Consider the following 14,365-nt stretch of genomic DNA (forward strand, 5'->3'; position numbering starts at 1 on the left):
TCCGAGGAAATAAACCGGGAGACTGGCTTATGAAAATTCGCTTCGACAGGATGGAATGGGCAGGGTCAATGGGCGACCTCGGCACGCTGCTGCCGCTGGCGTTCGGTATGATAATGATCAACGGGCTGTCGGCCACGGGATTGTTTCTGGCCGTGGGGCTCATGTATCTCGTGGGCGGGTCCTACTACCGCGTGCCCATAGCCGTACAGCCCATGAAGGTCATCTCGGCATACGGTATCGCCATGGCCCTTTCGCCCCAGGTCATCACCGCCTCGGGCATCCTTCTGGCCGTCATGCTTCTCTTTCTCGGCGGCACAGGCCTGGTCGACAAGGTGGCCCGCCTCGTGCCCAAGCCGGTCATCCGGGGCGTGCAGCTTGCCACCGGCATCCTGCTCCTCGCCAAGGGCGTCCATCTCATCGTGGGGCAGAATCCCCTCCAGGTCATGCGCGGCGCGGTTGAGCCTTTTCTCGCCGTCCAGTCCATCGGGCCGGTGCCCATGTCGGTGGTGACGGGCGTGATTTTCGGGCTGGCCGCGCTGTTGCTGTTGCGCAGCAGCCGTTTCCCGGCCGGGCTTGTGGTGGTCGTGGCCGGAGCCGTTTTCGGGGCCGTGTTCGGCGCATGGCGTGAACTGGCCGATATCCGGTTCGGTTTGCATTTCCCGGAAATTCTGCCTTTCGGCATCCCGGCTCTGCCGGACTTCAGTTTCGCGCTGCTCGCCCTGGTTGCGCCCCAGATTCCCATGACCATGGGCAACGCGGTCATCGCCAACCGGGATCTCAGCTTCGAATACTTCGGCAATGAGAGCCGCCGGGTCACGGATCGGGCCCTGTGCATCTCCATGGGGCTGGCCAACGTCGTCTCGGCCCTGGTGGGCGGGATGCCGCTTTGCCATGGAGCGGGCGGACTGGCCGCCCACTACGCCTTCGGGGCGCGCACTGCGGGTTCCAATCTCATCATCGGCGGGTTGTTCGTGGCCCTGGCCGTACTCCTCGGCTCCCAATCCATCAACGTCCTGCATCTGCTGCCCATGGGCGTACTCGGGATGCTCCTCTTCTTCGCCGGGGCGCAGTTGGCCCTGACCATTCAGGATGTCCAGACCCGTTCGGGCCTGTTCGTCATGATGGTCATGCTCGGCATCACCATGGCCTCCAATCTGGCCTGGGCGTTCGGCGTGGGGTTGTGCCTTACCTGGGTCATAGACCGGGGCAAGATCAACATCTAGGCATGATGCTCGATCGAGCCTGATTCCAGTTGGCTTGCCATTTTTCTCCCGGCAGGTACAATGGCTTGAAATCCATAAACAGATCTCGGAGGAAAACCGCATGGGCAAGCTGATAAAGGAACAGGATGAGAAGGGCAGGCTGCATATCGACACTCCGCTCATGGGCGAGTCGCTGGTGGACCGCAAACTGCTCAAAAGCACCGAGGCCGGCGAGTATTTTCGAATGCAGCCGGACGTGAACGTCATCAAGATTGGCGGCCAGTCCATCATGGACCGGGGCGCCAAGGCCCTGTTCCCCATCCTGGATGAACTGGTCAAGGCCAAGGAAAAACACAAGATTCTGCTCATGTGCGGCGGCGGCACCCGCGCCCGCCACGTCTACTCCATCGGCGTGGACCTGGGAATGCCCACCGGCGTACTGTCCAAGCTCGGCGACAAGGTCTCGGCCCAGAACGCGGAGATGCTTTCGGTGTTGCTCGCCAAGCACGGCGGGGCCATGATCGGGCACGGCGCGCACCTTGAGCAACTGCATATGTACTGCCAGCTCGGCTACCTGCCGATCACCACGGGCATTCCGCCCTACGGCTTCTTCGAGCACCCGGCCGAACACGGCTCCATCCCGCCCCATCGCACCGATTCCGGCGCGTTCCTGCTGGCGGAAAACATCGGGGCCAAGTCGCTCATTTATCTCAAGGACGAAAAGGGCATGTACGAGAGCGACCCCAAGAAGGCCAAGGATCGGGATGCTCTCAAATTCTACGACCGGATTCATGTGGACGACCTGCTCAAGCTCGATCTCGATGATCTCATCGTCGAACGTCCGGTCCTGACCTTCCTCAAGAACGCCAAGACCCTCAAGTCGTTCCAGATCATCGATGTGCTCAGGCATCCCGAACACCTTCACGCCGCCCTGGACGGCGAGCACGTGGGGACCATCGTGTACAAGGATTAGCTGTCGCCGAAGCACGGACGGAAAAGGAAGGAAAGCGCATCGGCGCAGGCCGGTCACGGACCGCGCCCGTTCCGGGGCGGCCTGGAACCGTTGCCGTGCGGACATGGCGAGCGGGCTTGATCGTCCGCCTCCCCCGCTTTTCGTTGCCGAATCTTCGACATGAAAAAGGCCCCGGCTCTATGATGAGCCGGGGCTTTTGCTTTTCGAAACCTTGGCGAATAGCCGGTCAAAGCGTCCCGGATGCGCGCATCGGAGTCCAGCCTTCAGCGTGGGGAGCGAGGTCCCCGAAACAAGCTGGCGCGTAGACGCCCCACGCCCCTAAGCGTTCTTGTTCGAGCCTTCTCCGTCGCGCGGGAGGTACACTATCTCGGCACCGGTCTGCTCGGCCAGCACGTTGAGCTCGCACTTGCGCACCCGCTTGGCGTAAATCTTGAGATCGCCGCCCTGGACGCCGACCACGCGGAATCTGGGCCTTCTGGTTCCTTCCTCGGACCTCGAACGTTCACGTACGAATATCTTCATGTTGGCCTCCTTGGCTTGTGCCTTGATGGATAATGATCTATACTGAACATATATCCTTTAAACACATATAGTCAAGAAGGACTTTACAATAATGTCGCAAAAAGTCGGCGGCTCCAAGCCGCAAAGATACGTGCAGCCTTCCCTGCTCATGGCGTTGCGGGGCGGGCCTTCCTATGGATACCAGCTTATCCAGTCCATTGGAGAGTATGGATTTTTACGGGAGGACGCGCCTCCGGGCATGATCTACCGGCACCTGCGCCAGATGGATGACGAGGGATTGGTTTCCTCCACCTGGGACGCGGAAGGGGACGGACCGGCCAAGCGGGTCTATTCGGTGACGGCGGAAGGCCTCGAAGTTTTGGAGGCGTGGATTCTGCACATGGAGCGTCAGCGCGGCAAGCTGGACGCCTTTATCCGGCGATACCGGGAGTCGTAGCCTCCATCTTGCGCATTCCCTGCCCATGGCCCGCCTTGGGGCGTTTGCCGTGGGCGGGTTCCCACACACCTGCTCCCGAGGCGCGAACCTGAAGCACGGGCCGTCCTCCCCACAGGGAGGGGCGCAGCCAGGCCGCGTTTTCAACGATGTCGCCGGGCCGGGGGACCAGCGGATCGCGGTCCACGGAAACAACGTCGATACCTGTCGCGAAGAGGTCCCCCACGGTCAGGGGATTCGGCAGGTCCCGCAATTTACCGTATTCGATGAACCGGCCGCACCAACCGAAACGGGTCAGGCCCACCGCGGCCAATGCGCCGATGATTCCGTCGTTGGTTCCGCCCAGCCCGAGCAGTTCCACGGAGTGAGCCGAGTGCATGGCCTCGCCTTGGGTCAGTTTGGCGGCTGTGGCTTGCTTACCGAATTCGACGATTTCCGGCGTGACGGCTTCTTCCCGCGCCAGACACAGGCCCGGGTCGCTGCCAGGCGCGCAATGCGTGACGAGATGCCGTGTCGCCAGCTCCAGCAAGGTTTCCGTGGACATGCCGTCGTGCATGTCGATCAGGGCACAGGCCGAGCTGTTGTTGGAGGTGAAGGGGATGTCGCGCAGCCGTGGAAGCTGGTGTCGGACGATGCCCCGCAGGTCGAATCCTTCGGGCAGCAGTTGGGCGAATTCACGTACCAGCCGCCCGGTTCCCATCGGCGAATCGTGATCGTCCGTGTCGTCGAAGCCTAAATATATCAGCATGTCCCTGTCCCTCTCTTATGCCGTTTAAAGCATAATGGCATGGGCTGTGGCGGCAGGCAAGGATTCGGAACCTACGGACGCATTGGCACCAGGAGGATCAGGAAAGGATATGGCGGTAGAGGGCGCGTTCCCAACAGTTTGAAACCAGGAAGGCGGTTTTATGGGCCATGCCCATGGAGCGGAGCCTGCAATAGACGTGCAGGGGGTTCAGGCGGTGTTGCAGGCGCGATCTGAATGAGGTCATGTTCTCTTATCGGTCTGAATTTACCGGAGGGTTAGAGGTCGGGACGGTGTTGACGATGCATAGCCTGGCCAGGACCAGAATGGCGACAGCGCAGACGAATCCGCCCCAGTAGACGGCGGACATGCCGGACAGGGCGTAGAGGCCGCCCATTATCATCGGCGCAATGGTTTGGGCGAGGCGCAGGAGCAGGCCGTTGGCGGCCATGAACGCTCCGCGCTGCTCCATGGGCGCGATGGTGGTCAGCATGGTCATGACGGTGGGGATGTTCAGCCCCTGGGCCAGGCCGAAGCAGATGACGGGCGGGATGGTCATGACGAGCGACGGGGCGTACGGCGTGAGCGCCATGGCCAATCCGTAGAGCACGGCGGCGGTCATGAGCAGGGAACGCTGGCCGAAACGCTGTGTCAGCTTGCCGAGTTGGAAAGAGGCGATGCCCGTGAAGCCCGAGGCGACCAGGAAGACCAGGCCGATGGTTGCGGGCGAGGCCGAGAACCTGTGGTTGAGCAGGATGGGCAGGTAGGTGACCAACGGCCCGTACAGGATGATGAAGGTCAGCAGGGTGGTGGCGAACAGGGCCATGGTCTCGCGCGTCTTCATCCGCCGGAAGGCGTCGGTGAAATATTCCTTGAGGCTGCCGGTCTTCTGGGGCTCGGGGGTGTTCATGAAAAAGAGGATGGACAGCCCGAGGGGAACGGCCAGCAGGGGAAGAAGGAAGGGGTAGTTCCAGCCGAGCAGGGCCAGGAATCCGCCCAGGGCGGGGTATCCGGCCGTGCCCATGGCCAGCACCGAGGCGTTGTACCCCATGGCCTGTCCGCGTTCCTGGCCGTGGTACAGGTCTCCGATCATGGTCGAATAGAGCACGCCCAGCGGAGCCGCGCCCACTCCCTGGAAGAAACGCAGGATCAGGAGCTGCTGCATGGTCTGGGCGAAGAAACAGGCGAAGCCGAAGCCGCTGAATATGAACAGCGAAGGCACCAGCAGCACCTTGCGGCCCATGCGGTCGGCCAGGATGCCGACAAGCGGGGAGAAGAGCACCCCCGGGAGGGTGAACGCGGAAATGACCAGGCCTATCTGCACCGGCCCGAGGTGGAGGCCCTTCATGATGTCCGGCAGCGCGGGGATGATGGACGACACCCCGAGCACGGCCATGAGCGTGACCCCGAATACGAATTGGAGGTTGCGGTCGAGATAGAGCCTGCGCATCAGATGGCCGCGTCAAGGAGCATGTTGTCGCGGTGAACGGCCTCGTCGGAGACCGTGGGACCGATGACGGCAGCCAGCTCGTCGGTGCGTTTGCCTTTGATGCGGTTCAGTTCGTCCGCGGAGTAGTTGGTTTGGCCCACGCCGAGTTCGTTCCCGTCCGTGGTCTTGATGAAAATGAGCGCCCCACGGTCGAAACAGCCTTCGACTGCGGTGATGCCGATGGGCAGGAGCGAGGTCCCCTTGGTCATCAGGGCGTTGGCCGCGCCAGCGTCGACCAGGACTGCTCCGCATGGGTTATCGTGGTAGGCCAGCCAGAATTTTTTGCTGGAGACCACCCGGTCGTCGGGCAGGACGAGGGTTCCGCCCTCGCCGCCGTTCAACACCGCGAGGATGTCGAATTGGCCCTTGCCGGAAACGATCAGGGTGGGGACGCCCAACTGGGCCGCCCGCCGCGCCGCGCGAAGTTTGGAGTACATGCCGCCCGTGCCCACGTTGGTCTTGCCGTCGCACATGGCTTCGAGGTCCATGGATGCGATGTCCTCGATGAGCGGGATGGGCCTGGCGTCCGGGTTGCCGTCCGGGTTCCTGTCGAAGACGCCGTCGGCGGAGGTCAGGTTGATGAAGATGTCGGCGCAGACAAGCCCCAGGCACATGGCGCCGAGGGTGTCGTTGTCGCCGAATTCCAGCTCCCGGGTGGACACGGTGTCGTTTTCGTTGACGATGGGGATGACGCCCCATTCCAGAAGCCGCTCCATGGTGTTGCGGGCGTTGAGGAACCGTTCGCGGAGCTTGAGTCCGCTACGGGTCAGCAAAACCTGGGCCGTGACCTTGCCGTGGCGGGCGAACGCCTCGTCGTAATCGTGCATCAGGCGTCCCTGGCCCACGGCGGAAGCGGCCTGCCGGGAGGCCATGTCCTTGCCGTTGTGCCGTTGCCTGCTGGTCCGTTCGAAGATGCGCTGCCTGCCTGCGGCCACCGCGCCCGACGTGACCAGGACCACGTCGAGGCCCCTGTCGGACAAGGCGGAAATCTGGTCCGCGAGCCGGTTGATTGCGGAATTGTTCAGGCCGTCGCCGGTAGTGACCACTGCGGAGCCGACCTTGATTACCACACGCCGGACGTCGTCGAGGAGATTATCTCTGGTTATGCGCGATTTTGTCATGGGGCGCACGGTACTCCAACTGGTTGCGGCCTGCAAGGAGGGACTTGCCGGGCCAGGACCCGTTCGGCGGCGGGAGGGCGTGTTTTTCCGGCCCATAAAAGGAAGCCCCGGCATATCCGGGGCTGTGTATCGTCGAAAAGCCGCCCGTGCGGGCGGGGGAGGGCTGAGCGTACCGGCGTGACGCCGGGGAGGACTAAGCTTCTTCGAGCAGGGCGAGTTGCCGCCACATTTCGGCAACCAGTTCGTCGATGCCTTCGCCGGTCAGGGCGGAGATGAAGAAGATGCGTTCGCCCGATGCTTCGACCTTGGCCTTCATGTCGGCAAGCTCTTCCTCGGACAGGGTGTCGATCTTGTTGATGACCTTGATCTGCGGCTTGTCTCCCATCTCGGCGTTGTACTGGCGCAGCTCCTGATTGAGCATGGCGTAACCGCCTGCGGGGTCGTCACGGTTGACGTCCTCGGCTGCCAGGATATGGACCAGGAAACGGGTGCGTTCCACATGCTTGAGGAAGGTGATGCCCAGGCCGCGTCCCTCGCTGGCCCCTTCGATGAGTCCGGGGATATCGGCGATGACCATGCGGGTGAAGTCGTCGTTTTCGATGACGCCGAGGTTGGGCACCAGCGTGGTGAACGGGTAGGCCGCGATCTTGGGCCGGGCCGCGGACACCTTGGAGATAAAGGTGGACTTGCCTGCCGAGGGCAGGCCAAGCAGGCCCACGTCGGCCAGGATCTTCAGTTCCAGGCGGATCTGTTTTTCCTCTCCGGGGAAGCCGGGTTCGGCATAGCGCGGAGTGCGGTTGACGGAGGATTTGAAGTGCAGGTTGCCGCGTCCGCCTCGTCCGCCTTCGCAGATGACGATTTCAGTGCCGTCCTCAACCAGGTCGGCAATGAGTTCTTCTCGGGTGGCGCCGTCCTCATCTTCGATGATCTCGAAGACGAGAGTGCCCACGGGCAGATCTACGATCAGGTCTTCGGCGGCTTTGCCGTAACGGTCGCGGCCCATGCCGGGCTGGCCGTTTCTGGCCGCGTAGTGGCGTTTCAGGCGGAAGTCGTAAAGGGAAATCAGCCGTTCGGAGCCGCGAAAAATCACGTCGCCGCCCTTGCCGCCGTCGCCGCCGTCAGGCCCGCCCTTGGGCAGGTTGGCTTCGCGCCGCAGGCTGGCGCAACCGTTGCCGCCCTTGCCGGACGCCACTTTGATGGTCGCTTCGTCTACGAATTTCATGATTTTCCTCTTGCAGCCCTCGATAGGATACGCGTCATTTCAGCACAAAAAACGGGCAGGGAGCAATTGAGCTCCCTGCCCGGCAACTATGCTTGCGCAATCGGGAACTATCCCTCGGCGGGCGTAACACTCACGCGAGTCTTGACGATCTTCTTGCGAGTGAACTTTTCAAATTTGACAACGCCGTCGACCAGGGCGAACAGGGTGTAGTCCTTGCCCATGCCGACACCATCGCCGGGATGAAATTTGGTTCCGAGCTGACGCACGAGGATGTTTCCGGCGAGGACTTCCTGTCCGCCGAAACGCTTCACACCGCGCCGTTGTCCGGCACTGTCGCGACCGTTTCTGGAGCTACCACCAGCTTTCTTATGAGCCATTTTATCCTCCCTTCCAGGCCTTAGGCCTTGATGGAATTGACTTTCAGTTTGGTGTAATCCTGGCGGTGACCCTGAGTCTTGCGAGCGTCTTTCTTGGACAGCTTGTGGAAGACCACGACTTTTTCGCCGCGGAGGTGGCCCAGAACTTCGCACTCGACCTTCGCGCCCTCGACATAGGGGGCGCCGATCATGGTGTCGCCGTCCTTGTCAACCAGGAGAACGGAATCGATGCTCAGCGCGTCGCCGGCATCAGCCTTCAGCAAATCTACATTGAGTTCAAGACCTTCCTCAACGCGGTACTGTTTTCCGCCGGTCTCGATGATAGCGAACATAATAAAAACCTCCAATTCGTAAGAGGAGGCAAACTAGCCGCAATCCTCGGAGGAAGTCAAGCCCCGCGTTGCATTATTTCGCAATTTTTTTATCGTATCACCGTGGGCCGCGTAATATCAACGCTATTCCCGGCTTGCGGAGTCGCGCTTTGTCCGGGCAAGGACAAGAACGTCCACTCCGGCGCAGCCCGCGTGCAGGAGGGTTCGGGCGCATTCCCGCAGGGTTGACCCGGTCGTGTAGACATCGTCCACCAGGAGCACCCGCCTGCCTTCGACCCTGTCCGGGTTGGCGGCGAAGGCTCCTTTGATGTTGGTTTGACGCTCCTTGAAACCGAAGCTGGTTTGGGGCGGGGTGTTCCGGGTGCGTTCAAGGCCGTCGAGCAGAAGGGGGCGTTTCAGCCGCCGGGCCAGCCCCCGCGCGATTTCGGCGCTCTGGTTGAAGCCGCGCCAGGCGAGCCGCCTGCCGTGCAGGGGCACGGGAACCACTGCGTCGGGAGTGCGCGCCCGGCGCGCCTCGAAGGCCTCGATTCCCAGCGTGGCCAGGAGCCGGTTGCGGTCGTACCTGTTTCCGAATTTGTAGCCGATGATGAGTTCGCGCATCCGCCCCGCATAGGGACCGTGAAAATAGAGTTCGTCCCAGGGCGGCGGTTCCAGCCGGCAATCCGGGCACTGACAGGGCGGGTCGCTTTCCCGGCCGGACATGGTGCCGCATGTCGGGCACAGGCCGCCGATGCGCAAGGGCAGTGCCCCGGCGCAGGTTTCGCACAGCGCGCGCGAGCCGTCCGCCATGACGGTGCCGCATACGGGGCAGCGTCCGGCCCCCAGGCCGAGTCCCCGGAAAAGGCGCAGGATTGTTTGGCGCATGGACTCGTCAGGCTTCTTCCAGGGCAGAAATCCAGGCCCGTTCGCCCAGCTCCGCGATGCGCCGTCCGGCGTCGGATTCGACGTGGAGGTCGTCGCGGGTGTCCAGTCCCCTGAACGTCAGGGGGGCGGCCAGGTCCATGTTGAAATTCTGCACGAAGTATTTGAGCGTCAGCCGCGCTCCCTCGAAGAGCTTTTCCCCGGAAGGCTGGCCTGCGACGAGGACAGCATGGGCCGTGCGCCGGGGCAGGTCCGCGATCCACGGCTCCTTGTCGAGTCTGGCCCGCCAGAACTGCTGGCCCCGGTCTATCCACACCTTGAGCCGGGACGGCAGGTGGTAGAAGTAGATGGGCGAGGCGAAGAGGATGGTCCGCGCGGTCAGACAGGGGGTGAACAGGTCCCAGGCCTGGTCCTTCGGTCCCAGGACGCATCGCTCGATTCCCTGCCGGTCGGCGACGTCGCAGTAGCCGCAGGCCAGGCAGGGAATGACCTCGTGGTTGCGTACATAGTAGACATCGGCCTCGCCCCCGGCCCGGCGCACGCCTTCGGCCAGAAGTTCGGCGGCCCTGTCGGAGTTCCCTCCTCGGCGGTGGGAGCAGGCGAAGACGGCGGCTCGGGGCATTTACGGCTCCTTGTCGTATACCGGGTTCTTTCTGGTCATGACCGCCCTGGCGTGGTCCTCGAATTCTTCGATCTCGAAGGCCCAGTCCGGGAAGACATGTTCCTCGTGGCGGACCTGGGAGACTCCCCTGAGGGATATCAGGGCTTCAATCCTGTCGGTCCGGGCAAAACGGAGGTACCAACCTACCTCCAGTCCCACCCCTCAACACTTGTCGCGGATGTCGATGCGTACGGGTTCGCTCATCGCTAGAATCCCCCGAAGAACGGGTTGTGGTTGCGCTCGTCCCCGACCGAGGTTTCCGGTCCGTGGCCGGACAGCAGCCGGGTCTCGGGCGGCATGGTGAATATGTGTTCGTTGACAGACCGCTTGAGCGCTTCGATGTCCCCGCCCGGGAAGTCGGTGCGGCCTATGGAGCGGTAGAAGATGAGGTCGCCCACGAAGGCGGCACCGGCGTCCGGGAAGTGGAATGTCAGGCTGCCCGGCGAATGCCCGGGCGTATGGAGGACGCGGCAGGCCGCTCCGGCGAAGACGGTTTCGCCCTGTTCGAGGTTTTGCCATTTGTAGGGAGCGATGGACGGCAGGCCCATGTCTCCGCCCGCGCCCAGCCAGTTGTCCAGAAGGTAGCCGTCCGCGTCGTTGGCCATGACGGGCGCGCCCGTGGCGTCGGAAAGAGCCTTGTTGCCCGCGGTGTGGTCGAAGTGCAGGTGCGTGTTCAGGATGACGGTCAGGGTCAGCCCCTCGTTTTCAAGGTGCCTGAGTACGGGCCCGGGATCGCCGCCGGGGTCCACGACCAGGGCTTCCTTGCCGTTGGCCAGCACGTAGCAGTTGGTTTGCAGGGGGCCCAGGGGGAAGGTGGCTATATTCATTAAAAGTCCTCCAGCATCAGTTCGGAGAGAGGTTTGCGGGTGGATTCGCCCTTCTGGTCGGGGCGTCCCAGGGCGATGACGGCCTGGAGTTCGAGTTCGGACTCGGAAAGCCCGAGGGCCGCCAGGGTCGTGGGCTGGTCGTTGACGATCTGGCCGAGCCAGACCGCGCCGAGCCCCAGGGCGTGAGCGGCGAGAAGCATGTTCTGGATGCACGCGCCCGCTCCCTGGTGGTCCTTCATCTCGCTGTACATGGCCGCCTTTTCGAGCAGCACGCATACGCAGGCGGCCGAAGAGCGGACGATGCGCGCGTATTTGGTGCATTCGGCCAGCTTATCATGGCGCGGGTCCTCGCGGGCGATTACCATGAATCGCCATGGCTGGTTGTTCAGGCCGCTGGGCGCCCACCGGCCCGCCTCAAGGATGGCTGCGAGCTCCTCACGGGCCACAGGATCGCCTGTGAACCGGCGGATGGAGCGGCGTTCGCGCATCGCATCGAGTACCGGGTTGTCATGTAAGTCCACGGTTGTTTTCTCCTTTGGTCTTCGTGTAGAGTTTTAGCCTAGTCCAAAACTCCGGGCAAGAGCCTGTGACTCGATGCGGCGCGGGGGCGTATATGAAGGTGCAGATGAGTTGCGGGCCGTACAGGACTCGCCGGAAAGGAAATGAAAGACAAGCGCGAAGCGGAAATCATACGGGAAATACTGCTGGGCGACGTTCATGCGTATGGCTCGCTGGTACGCGATTACCAGCGGCCTGTGTTTAATCTTATGCTTCGCATGACGGGCGACGAGGACATCGCCGCCGATCTCGCCCAGGATGCCTTTGTCCGGGCCTACGAGAAACTGGGCTCGTTCAATCAGCGTAGGCGGTTTTTCCCATGGCTGTACACGCTGGCGTTGAATGTGGCCCGGGACTGGCGCCGCCGGGAAGGCAGGGACAGGCATGTGTTCGTCGAGGATGCGGCGGTTCTCGTCCGCGAGCAGGACAGGCTTGACGAGCCGAAGGCCGTGAATGACCGAATCGACGGGGCCAAGGCCTTCGAGGCCGTGATGGACCTTGATCCGAAATACCGCGAGGCGCTCATTCTCAGGTTTCGCCATGATTTTTCCATGCAGGAGATCGCGGAGACCCTGGGAATCGGAATCAGCGCCGCGAAGATGCGCCTGAGCAGGGGATTGGACCTGGTCAGGCGGCAGTTCGACGGGGGAGTTCATGACTGAAAAACAAGACAAAACCCATATGGAAGACATTATCCTCAACGCCGTGCGGAACGGCCCCGAGGTCGATCCTCCGGCTGATCTGACCCGCCGGATCATGGGCAGACTGCACCCGAAGCGGCCGTCCGTTTGGACCCGGCTGCGGCTGTGGCTCCTGCAACCCTGGGTGGTGGCCGTCAGGCCCGTTACGGCCATTCCGGCCATGACGCTGGCGGTGGCCCTGCTTGTGCTGGGCTTCGCGGCCGTCCGCGAACCTGCGGGAAACGGCTTGCCCGGGCTCGCCCCGGTCAGGTTCATCCTGCATGATGCGGGGATGCACGCCCGCAACGTCTCGGTTGTAGGTTCTTTCAACCATTGGCAGGCCGATCGTTCGGTCATGTGGTACAGCCCGGAAGCACGGGCCTGGGTGCTCGAAGCCCAGCTCCCTCCGGGCGATTACGAGTACCTTTTCCTGGTGAACGGGAACCAGTTCGTGCCCGATCCCAACGCCCCCATGTCCAGCGACGACGGGTTCGGCCACAAGAATTCCATAGTGTTCGTGAACGGCAAAAATGAACAAGCTCTGTAGCCTCCGTACCCTGGCTCTCCTGCTGGCGCTGTGCCTGTCCTTCCCGGCACGCCCGGCAGGTGCCGGGGATGAATTCGTCGCCATGTCGGAACGCGCGCTCGAATGCGGCGTCCATGCCGAAACGGTCGAACGCGTTTACGCCGCCGTGGACTCCGGCGAGATCAACGGGCCTCAAGGAGCCGATCTGCTTCTGCCCCTCGTCGAGGCCTGCGACCTGGAACTTCCCCTGGCCCCCTTCGAGGACAAGCTGGAGGAAGGGCTGTCCAAACACGTCCGGCCCGAAGCCATCGCCCGCGCTCTTCAGGAGAAGGTCGAGGACTACGTCTTCGTCCGCAATCTCCTGCCCGAACCGAGGGAAAAGGTTGATCCCCGCGCTCTGGAGGCCCTGGCCGATGGAGTGGGCCGGGGAGTCCCGCGCGAGGACGTCGAGGCCTACGCCGCCGAGTTCGGCGGGGTTTCCGTGCAGCGGCGCATCCCGTTCCTGGTCGGAGCCGAGGTGGTTTCCCTGCTCGGCCAGGTCAGGTTCGATTACGATCTGACCCGAACCATGCTGGAGGCCGGGTTCGCTTCGGATTCCCTGACCCCGGAGTGGAAGTACCTCATCCGTCTTGTGCTTCTCGCCCGGGAGCGGGGCATTAGAGACAAGCACGTCGCGGCACACGCCGTCATCGTGCTGTCCGACCGAGGTTCCCTGAGTGATCTCTACGCCCGTCTCGGCCTCACCGGCCGCAGCCTGACCGGGAGTCCTGGTTCCAATTAACTTTTTTCGATTCGCATGTGACCTCGTGGTCACGTCCGCAGTATATCCGTTTGATGGGTCGCAAGGCCCGGAAACCCATGGGAGCCTTTGAGTGAAGAAGTTCATCGCGGTGCTGCTTGCCGCATCCGTTCTGGCCGCCGCCGGATGCGCCAAGGTGGTTGGGCCTTATTACCTGCAGCAGGAAGAGTACAAGGAAGGAGTCAGGGTTATGGGCGAGCGCCTCAGGGAGAACCCGGAGGATGCCGATTCGGCCTATTATACGGGGCGGTATTACCTGGCCCTGAACGAACCCCGGAAGGGCCTTGTCTATCTGGAAAAAGCGGTGGAGCTGGCCCCGGGCAACGCGGATTATGTCTTCTGGACCGGGGTGGCGTACTGGGCCTTGATGGATTTCGACCGGGAACGGGCCGCCTACGAAAAGGCCGTCAGCCTCGACCCGAATCATATTTCCGCCCACCTCTATCTGGGGCACGGCTACGTGGACCGGGGGCAGTGGGCGCAGGCGCTTAAGGAGTACGACGTGGTTCTCGGACTGGATCCGTACAACCCGGAAGCCCTGTACAACAGGGCGCGCGTCCTTGGCGAACTTGACAGGAAGAGCGGCGAGATTGCGGCATGGAAGCGGTTCCTTGAGTATTATCCCGACGGGAGCATGGCCATGACGGCCACGGAGCAACTCAATCTGCAAGGGGACTTCTCCTACCGCAATCACATAATCGGGCGGCGCAACGTCACGTTGAAAAGCTTGACGTTCAAGCCCGGAACCAGCGTCCCGGATGCCGGCGGCAGGGACTCGCTGGCGGTGCTCGGCGCGATGATGAAGGTCAACAGCGACCTGACGGTGCACATAGTCGCCTACGTGAAGGGCGACGCCACTCTCGCGAAGGCCCGCGCCGTGGCCTTGCGGGACTACATGCTCAACGGCAACCCGGGCATAGGCCGGGAAAGGCTGCCGCTGAGCTGGTTCGGAACGGCTGAAAAGGTCGAAGTGGGCGGCGGCGTGGTCGCCCTGGACCAGGCGGTGAACTTCATTACCGAGGTTCGGTAATCAATCG

Annotated in this window: 20 protein-coding genes; 7 read left to right on the plus strand and 13 right to left on the minus strand. The window is 62.6% G+C overall.

The genetic code is table 11. The features are described from left to right. The first annotated feature begins 29 nt into the window (after nucleotides 1-29). Both PSN43_RS03985 and PSN43_RS03990 read left to right on the plus strand, forming a co-directional pair. Entirely contained in the window at nucleotides 30-1,223 is a 1,194-nt protein-coding gene (locus tag PSN43_RS03985; protein WP_272699423.1) for a putative sulfate/molybdate transporter, read from the plus strand. A gap of 100 nt (nucleotides 1,224-1,323) precedes the next feature. Next, the gene (locus PSN43_RS03990) at nucleotides 1,324-2,175 is read left to right on the plus strand and encodes an amino acid kinase family protein (RefSeq protein WP_272699424.1); all 852 of its coding nucleotides are present in this window, start codon (nucleotides 1,324-1,326) and stop codon (nucleotides 2,173-2,175) included. A gap of 318 nt (nucleotides 2,176-2,493) precedes the next feature. Here PSN43_RS03990 and PSN43_RS03995 read toward each other — a convergent pair whose 3' ends face one another. Then, nucleotides 2,494-2,697 carry a hypothetical protein gene (locus tag PSN43_RS03995; RefSeq protein ID WP_272699425.1) on the minus strand — a complete coding sequence of 68 codons (204 nt, stop codon included), beginning with the start codon at nucleotides 2,695-2,697 and terminating at the stop codon, nucleotides 2,494-2,496. Nucleotides 2,698-2,788: 91 nt separating this feature from the next. On the opposite strand from PSN43_RS03995, the gene PSN43_RS04000 reads away from it, so the two are divergent. Beyond that, nucleotides 2,789-3,133 carry a helix-turn-helix transcriptional regulator gene (locus PSN43_RS04000; protein ID WP_272699426.1) on the plus strand — a complete coding sequence of 115 codons (345 nt, stop codon included), beginning with the start codon at nucleotides 2,789-2,791 and terminating at the stop codon, nucleotides 3,131-3,133. Here PSN43_RS04000 and PSN43_RS04005 read toward each other — a convergent pair. The 12 genes from PSN43_RS04005 to PSN43_RS04060 all read right to left on the minus strand — a co-directional run bounded on the left by PSN43_RS04005 (nucleotide 3,108) and on the right by PSN43_RS04060 (nucleotide 11,253). Continuing rightward, nucleotides 3,108-3,878 (minus strand): hypothetical protein, encoded by a 771-nt coding sequence (locus PSN43_RS04005; RefSeq protein WP_272699427.1) that lies wholly within the window; start codon nucleotides 3,876-3,878, stop codon nucleotides 3,108-3,110. The genes PSN43_RS04000 and PSN43_RS04005 overlap by 26 nt on opposite strands. 97 nt (nucleotides 3,879-3,975) lie before the next feature. Further along, on the minus strand, nucleotides 3,976-4,122 hold the full coding sequence (locus tag PSN43_RS04010; protein ID WP_272699428.1) for a hypothetical protein: 147 nt from the start codon (nucleotides 4,120-4,122) through the stop codon (nucleotides 3,976-3,978). Between the two features lie 6 nt (nucleotides 4,123-4,128). Continuing rightward, entirely contained in the window at nucleotides 4,129-5,325 is a 1,197-nt protein-coding gene (locus PSN43_RS04015) for an MFS transporter (RefSeq protein ID WP_272699429.1), read from the minus strand. After that, a complete protein-coding gene (proB, locus tag PSN43_RS04020) occupies nucleotides 5,325-6,485 on the minus strand; it encodes a glutamate 5-kinase (RefSeq protein ID WP_272699430.1) in 1,161 nt (386 codons plus the stop codon). Before proB ends, PSN43_RS04015 begins: the two co-directional genes overlap by 1 nt. 193 nt (nucleotides 6,486-6,678) lie before the next feature. Continuing rightward, nucleotides 6,679-7,707, minus strand: coding sequence for a GTPase ObgE (gene obgE, locus PSN43_RS04025; RefSeq protein WP_272699431.1), 1,029 nt, complete (start codon nucleotides 7,705-7,707; stop codon nucleotides 6,679-6,681). A 107-nt stretch (nucleotides 7,708-7,814) separates the two neighbouring features. Then, entirely contained in the window at nucleotides 7,815-8,084 is a 270-nt protein-coding gene (gene rpmA, locus PSN43_RS04030; protein ID WP_272699432.1) for a 50S ribosomal protein L27, read from the minus strand. A gap of 20 nt (nucleotides 8,085-8,104) precedes the next feature. After that, complete coding sequence (gene rplU, locus PSN43_RS04035; RefSeq protein WP_272699433.1) at nucleotides 8,105-8,416, minus strand: 50S ribosomal protein L21; 312 nt, start codon at nucleotides 8,414-8,416, stop codon at nucleotides 8,105-8,107. Between the two features lie 123 nt (nucleotides 8,417-8,539). After that, nucleotides 8,540-9,280 (minus strand): ComF family protein, encoded by a 741-nt coding sequence (locus PSN43_RS04040; RefSeq protein ID WP_272699434.1) that lies wholly within the window; start codon nucleotides 9,278-9,280, stop codon nucleotides 8,540-8,542. A 7-nt stretch (nucleotides 9,281-9,287) separates the two neighbouring features. Next, the gene (locus PSN43_RS04045; RefSeq protein WP_272699435.1) at nucleotides 9,288-9,899 is read right to left on the minus strand and encodes a flavodoxin family protein; all 612 of its coding nucleotides are present in this window, start codon (nucleotides 9,897-9,899) and stop codon (nucleotides 9,288-9,290) included. Continuing rightward, the gene (locus PSN43_RS04050) at nucleotides 9,900-10,097 is read right to left on the minus strand and encodes a hypothetical protein (protein WP_272699436.1); all 198 of its coding nucleotides are present in this window, start codon (nucleotides 10,095-10,097) and stop codon (nucleotides 9,900-9,902) included. 47 nt (nucleotides 10,098-10,144) lie between these two features. Next, nucleotides 10,145-10,765, minus strand: a complete 621-nt coding sequence (locus PSN43_RS04055) for an MBL fold metallo-hydrolase (protein WP_272699437.1) — start codon at nucleotides 10,763-10,765, stop codon at nucleotides 10,145-10,147. After that, nucleotides 10,765-11,253 carry a nitroreductase family protein gene (locus tag PSN43_RS04060; RefSeq protein ID WP_272699636.1) on the minus strand — a complete coding sequence of 163 codons (489 nt, stop codon included), beginning with the start codon at nucleotides 11,251-11,253 and terminating at the stop codon, nucleotides 10,765-10,767. The genes PSN43_RS04055 and PSN43_RS04060 overlap by 1 nt, the downstream gene beginning before the upstream one ends. Nucleotides 11,254-11,427: 174 nt before the next feature. On the opposite strand from PSN43_RS04060, the gene PSN43_RS04065 reads away from it, so the two are divergent. The 4 genes from PSN43_RS04065 (at nucleotide 11,428) to PSN43_RS04080 (ending at nucleotide 14,358) form a co-directional block, all read left to right on the plus strand. Continuing rightward, entirely contained in the window at nucleotides 11,428-11,985 is a 558-nt protein-coding gene (locus PSN43_RS04065) for an RNA polymerase sigma factor (RefSeq protein WP_272699438.1), read from the plus strand. Next, entirely contained in the window at nucleotides 11,978-12,550 is a 573-nt protein-coding gene (locus tag PSN43_RS04070; protein WP_272699439.1) for a glycogen-binding domain-containing protein, read from the plus strand. The genes PSN43_RS04065 and PSN43_RS04070 overlap by 8 nt, the downstream gene beginning before the upstream one ends. Beyond that, nucleotides 12,534-13,310: a hypothetical protein gene (locus tag PSN43_RS04075; RefSeq protein WP_272699440.1), complete on the plus strand. Its 777-nt coding sequence runs from the start codon at nucleotides 12,534-12,536 to the stop codon at nucleotides 13,308-13,310. Before PSN43_RS04070 ends, PSN43_RS04075 begins: the two co-directional genes overlap by 17 nt. Nucleotides 13,311-13,401: 91 nt before the next feature. Next, nucleotides 13,402-14,358 (plus strand): tetratricopeptide repeat protein, encoded by a 957-nt coding sequence (locus PSN43_RS04080; RefSeq protein ID WP_272699441.1) that lies wholly within the window; start codon nucleotides 13,402-13,404, stop codon nucleotides 14,356-14,358. Nucleotides 14,359-14,365: the final 7 nt, after the last annotated feature.

It is taken from the genome of Desulfovibrio sp. Fe33 (genome assembly GCF_028532725.1).
In the GTDB taxonomy this organism is placed as follows: domain Bacteria; phylum Desulfobacterota; class Desulfovibrionia; order Desulfovibrionales; family Desulfovibrionaceae; genus Pseudodesulfovibrio.

What these genes read in the sequence shown, in the direction of transcription:
- PSN43_RS04040 (WP_272699434.1), bottom strand. Translation starts at nt 9,280, where the DNA reads ATGCGCCAAACAATCCTGCGCCTTTTCCGGGGACTCGGCCTGGGGGCC.
- PSN43_RS04015 (WP_272699429.1), bottom strand. Translation starts at nt 5,325, where the DNA reads ATGCGCAGGCTCTATCTCGACCGCAACCTCCAATTCGTATTCGGGGTC.
- PSN43_RS03990 (WP_272699424.1), top strand. Translation starts at nt 1,324, where the DNA reads ATGGGCAAGCTGATAAAGGAACAGGATGAGAAGGGCAGGCTGCATATC.
- rpmA (WP_272699432.1), bottom strand. Translation starts at nt 8,084, where the DNA reads ATGGCTCATAAGAAAGCTGGTGGTAGCTCCAGAAACGGTCGCGACAGT.
- PSN43_RS04005 (WP_272699427.1), bottom strand. Translation starts at nt 3,878, where the DNA reads ATGCTGATATATTTAGGCTTCGACGACACGGACGATCACGATTCGCCG.
- PSN43_RS04060 (WP_272699636.1), bottom strand. Translation starts at nt 11,253, where the DNA reads ATGCGCGAACGCCGCTCCATCCGCCGGTTCACAGGCGATCCTGTGGCC.
- PSN43_RS04070 (WP_272699439.1), top strand. Translation starts at nt 11,978, where the DNA reads ATGACTGAAAAACAAGACAAAACCCATATGGAAGACATTATCCTCAAC.
- PSN43_RS03985 (WP_272699423.1), top strand. Translation starts at nt 30, where the DNA reads ATGAAAATTCGCTTCGACAGGATGGAATGGGCAGGGTCAATGGGCGAC.
- PSN43_RS04065 (WP_272699438.1), top strand. Translation starts at nt 11,428, where the DNA reads ATGAAAGACAAGCGCGAAGCGGAAATCATACGGGAAATACTGCTGGGC.
- PSN43_RS04045 (WP_272699435.1), bottom strand. Translation starts at nt 9,899, where the DNA reads ATGCCCCGAGCCGCCGTCTTCGCCTGCTCCCACCGCCGAGGAGGGAAC.
- obgE (WP_272699431.1), bottom strand. Translation starts at nt 7,707, where the DNA reads ATGAAATTCGTAGACGAAGCGACCATCAAAGTGGCGTCCGGCAAGGGC.
- PSN43_RS03995 (WP_272699425.1), bottom strand. Translation starts at nt 2,697, where the DNA reads ATGAAGATATTCGTACGTGAACGTTCGAGGTCCGAGGAAGGAACCAGA.
- PSN43_RS04010 (WP_272699428.1), bottom strand. Translation starts at nt 4,122, where the DNA reads ATGACCTCATTCAGATCGCGCCTGCAACACCGCCTGAACCCCCTGCAC.
- proB (WP_272699430.1), bottom strand. Translation starts at nt 6,485, where the DNA reads ATGACAAAATCGCGCATAACCAGAGATAATCTCCTCGACGACGTCCGG.
- PSN43_RS04075 (WP_272699440.1), top strand. Translation starts at nt 12,534, where the DNA reads ATGAACAAGCTCTGTAGCCTCCGTACCCTGGCTCTCCTGCTGGCGCTG.
- rplU (WP_272699433.1), bottom strand. Translation starts at nt 8,416, where the DNA reads ATGTTCGCTATCATCGAGACCGGCGGAAAACAGTACCGCGTTGAGGAA.
- PSN43_RS04000 (WP_272699426.1), top strand. Translation starts at nt 2,789, where the DNA reads ATGTCGCAAAAAGTCGGCGGCTCCAAGCCGCAAAGATACGTGCAGCCT.
- PSN43_RS04055 (WP_272699437.1), bottom strand. Translation starts at nt 10,765, where the DNA reads ATGAATATAGCCACCTTCCCCCTGGGCCCCCTGCAAACCAACTGCTAC.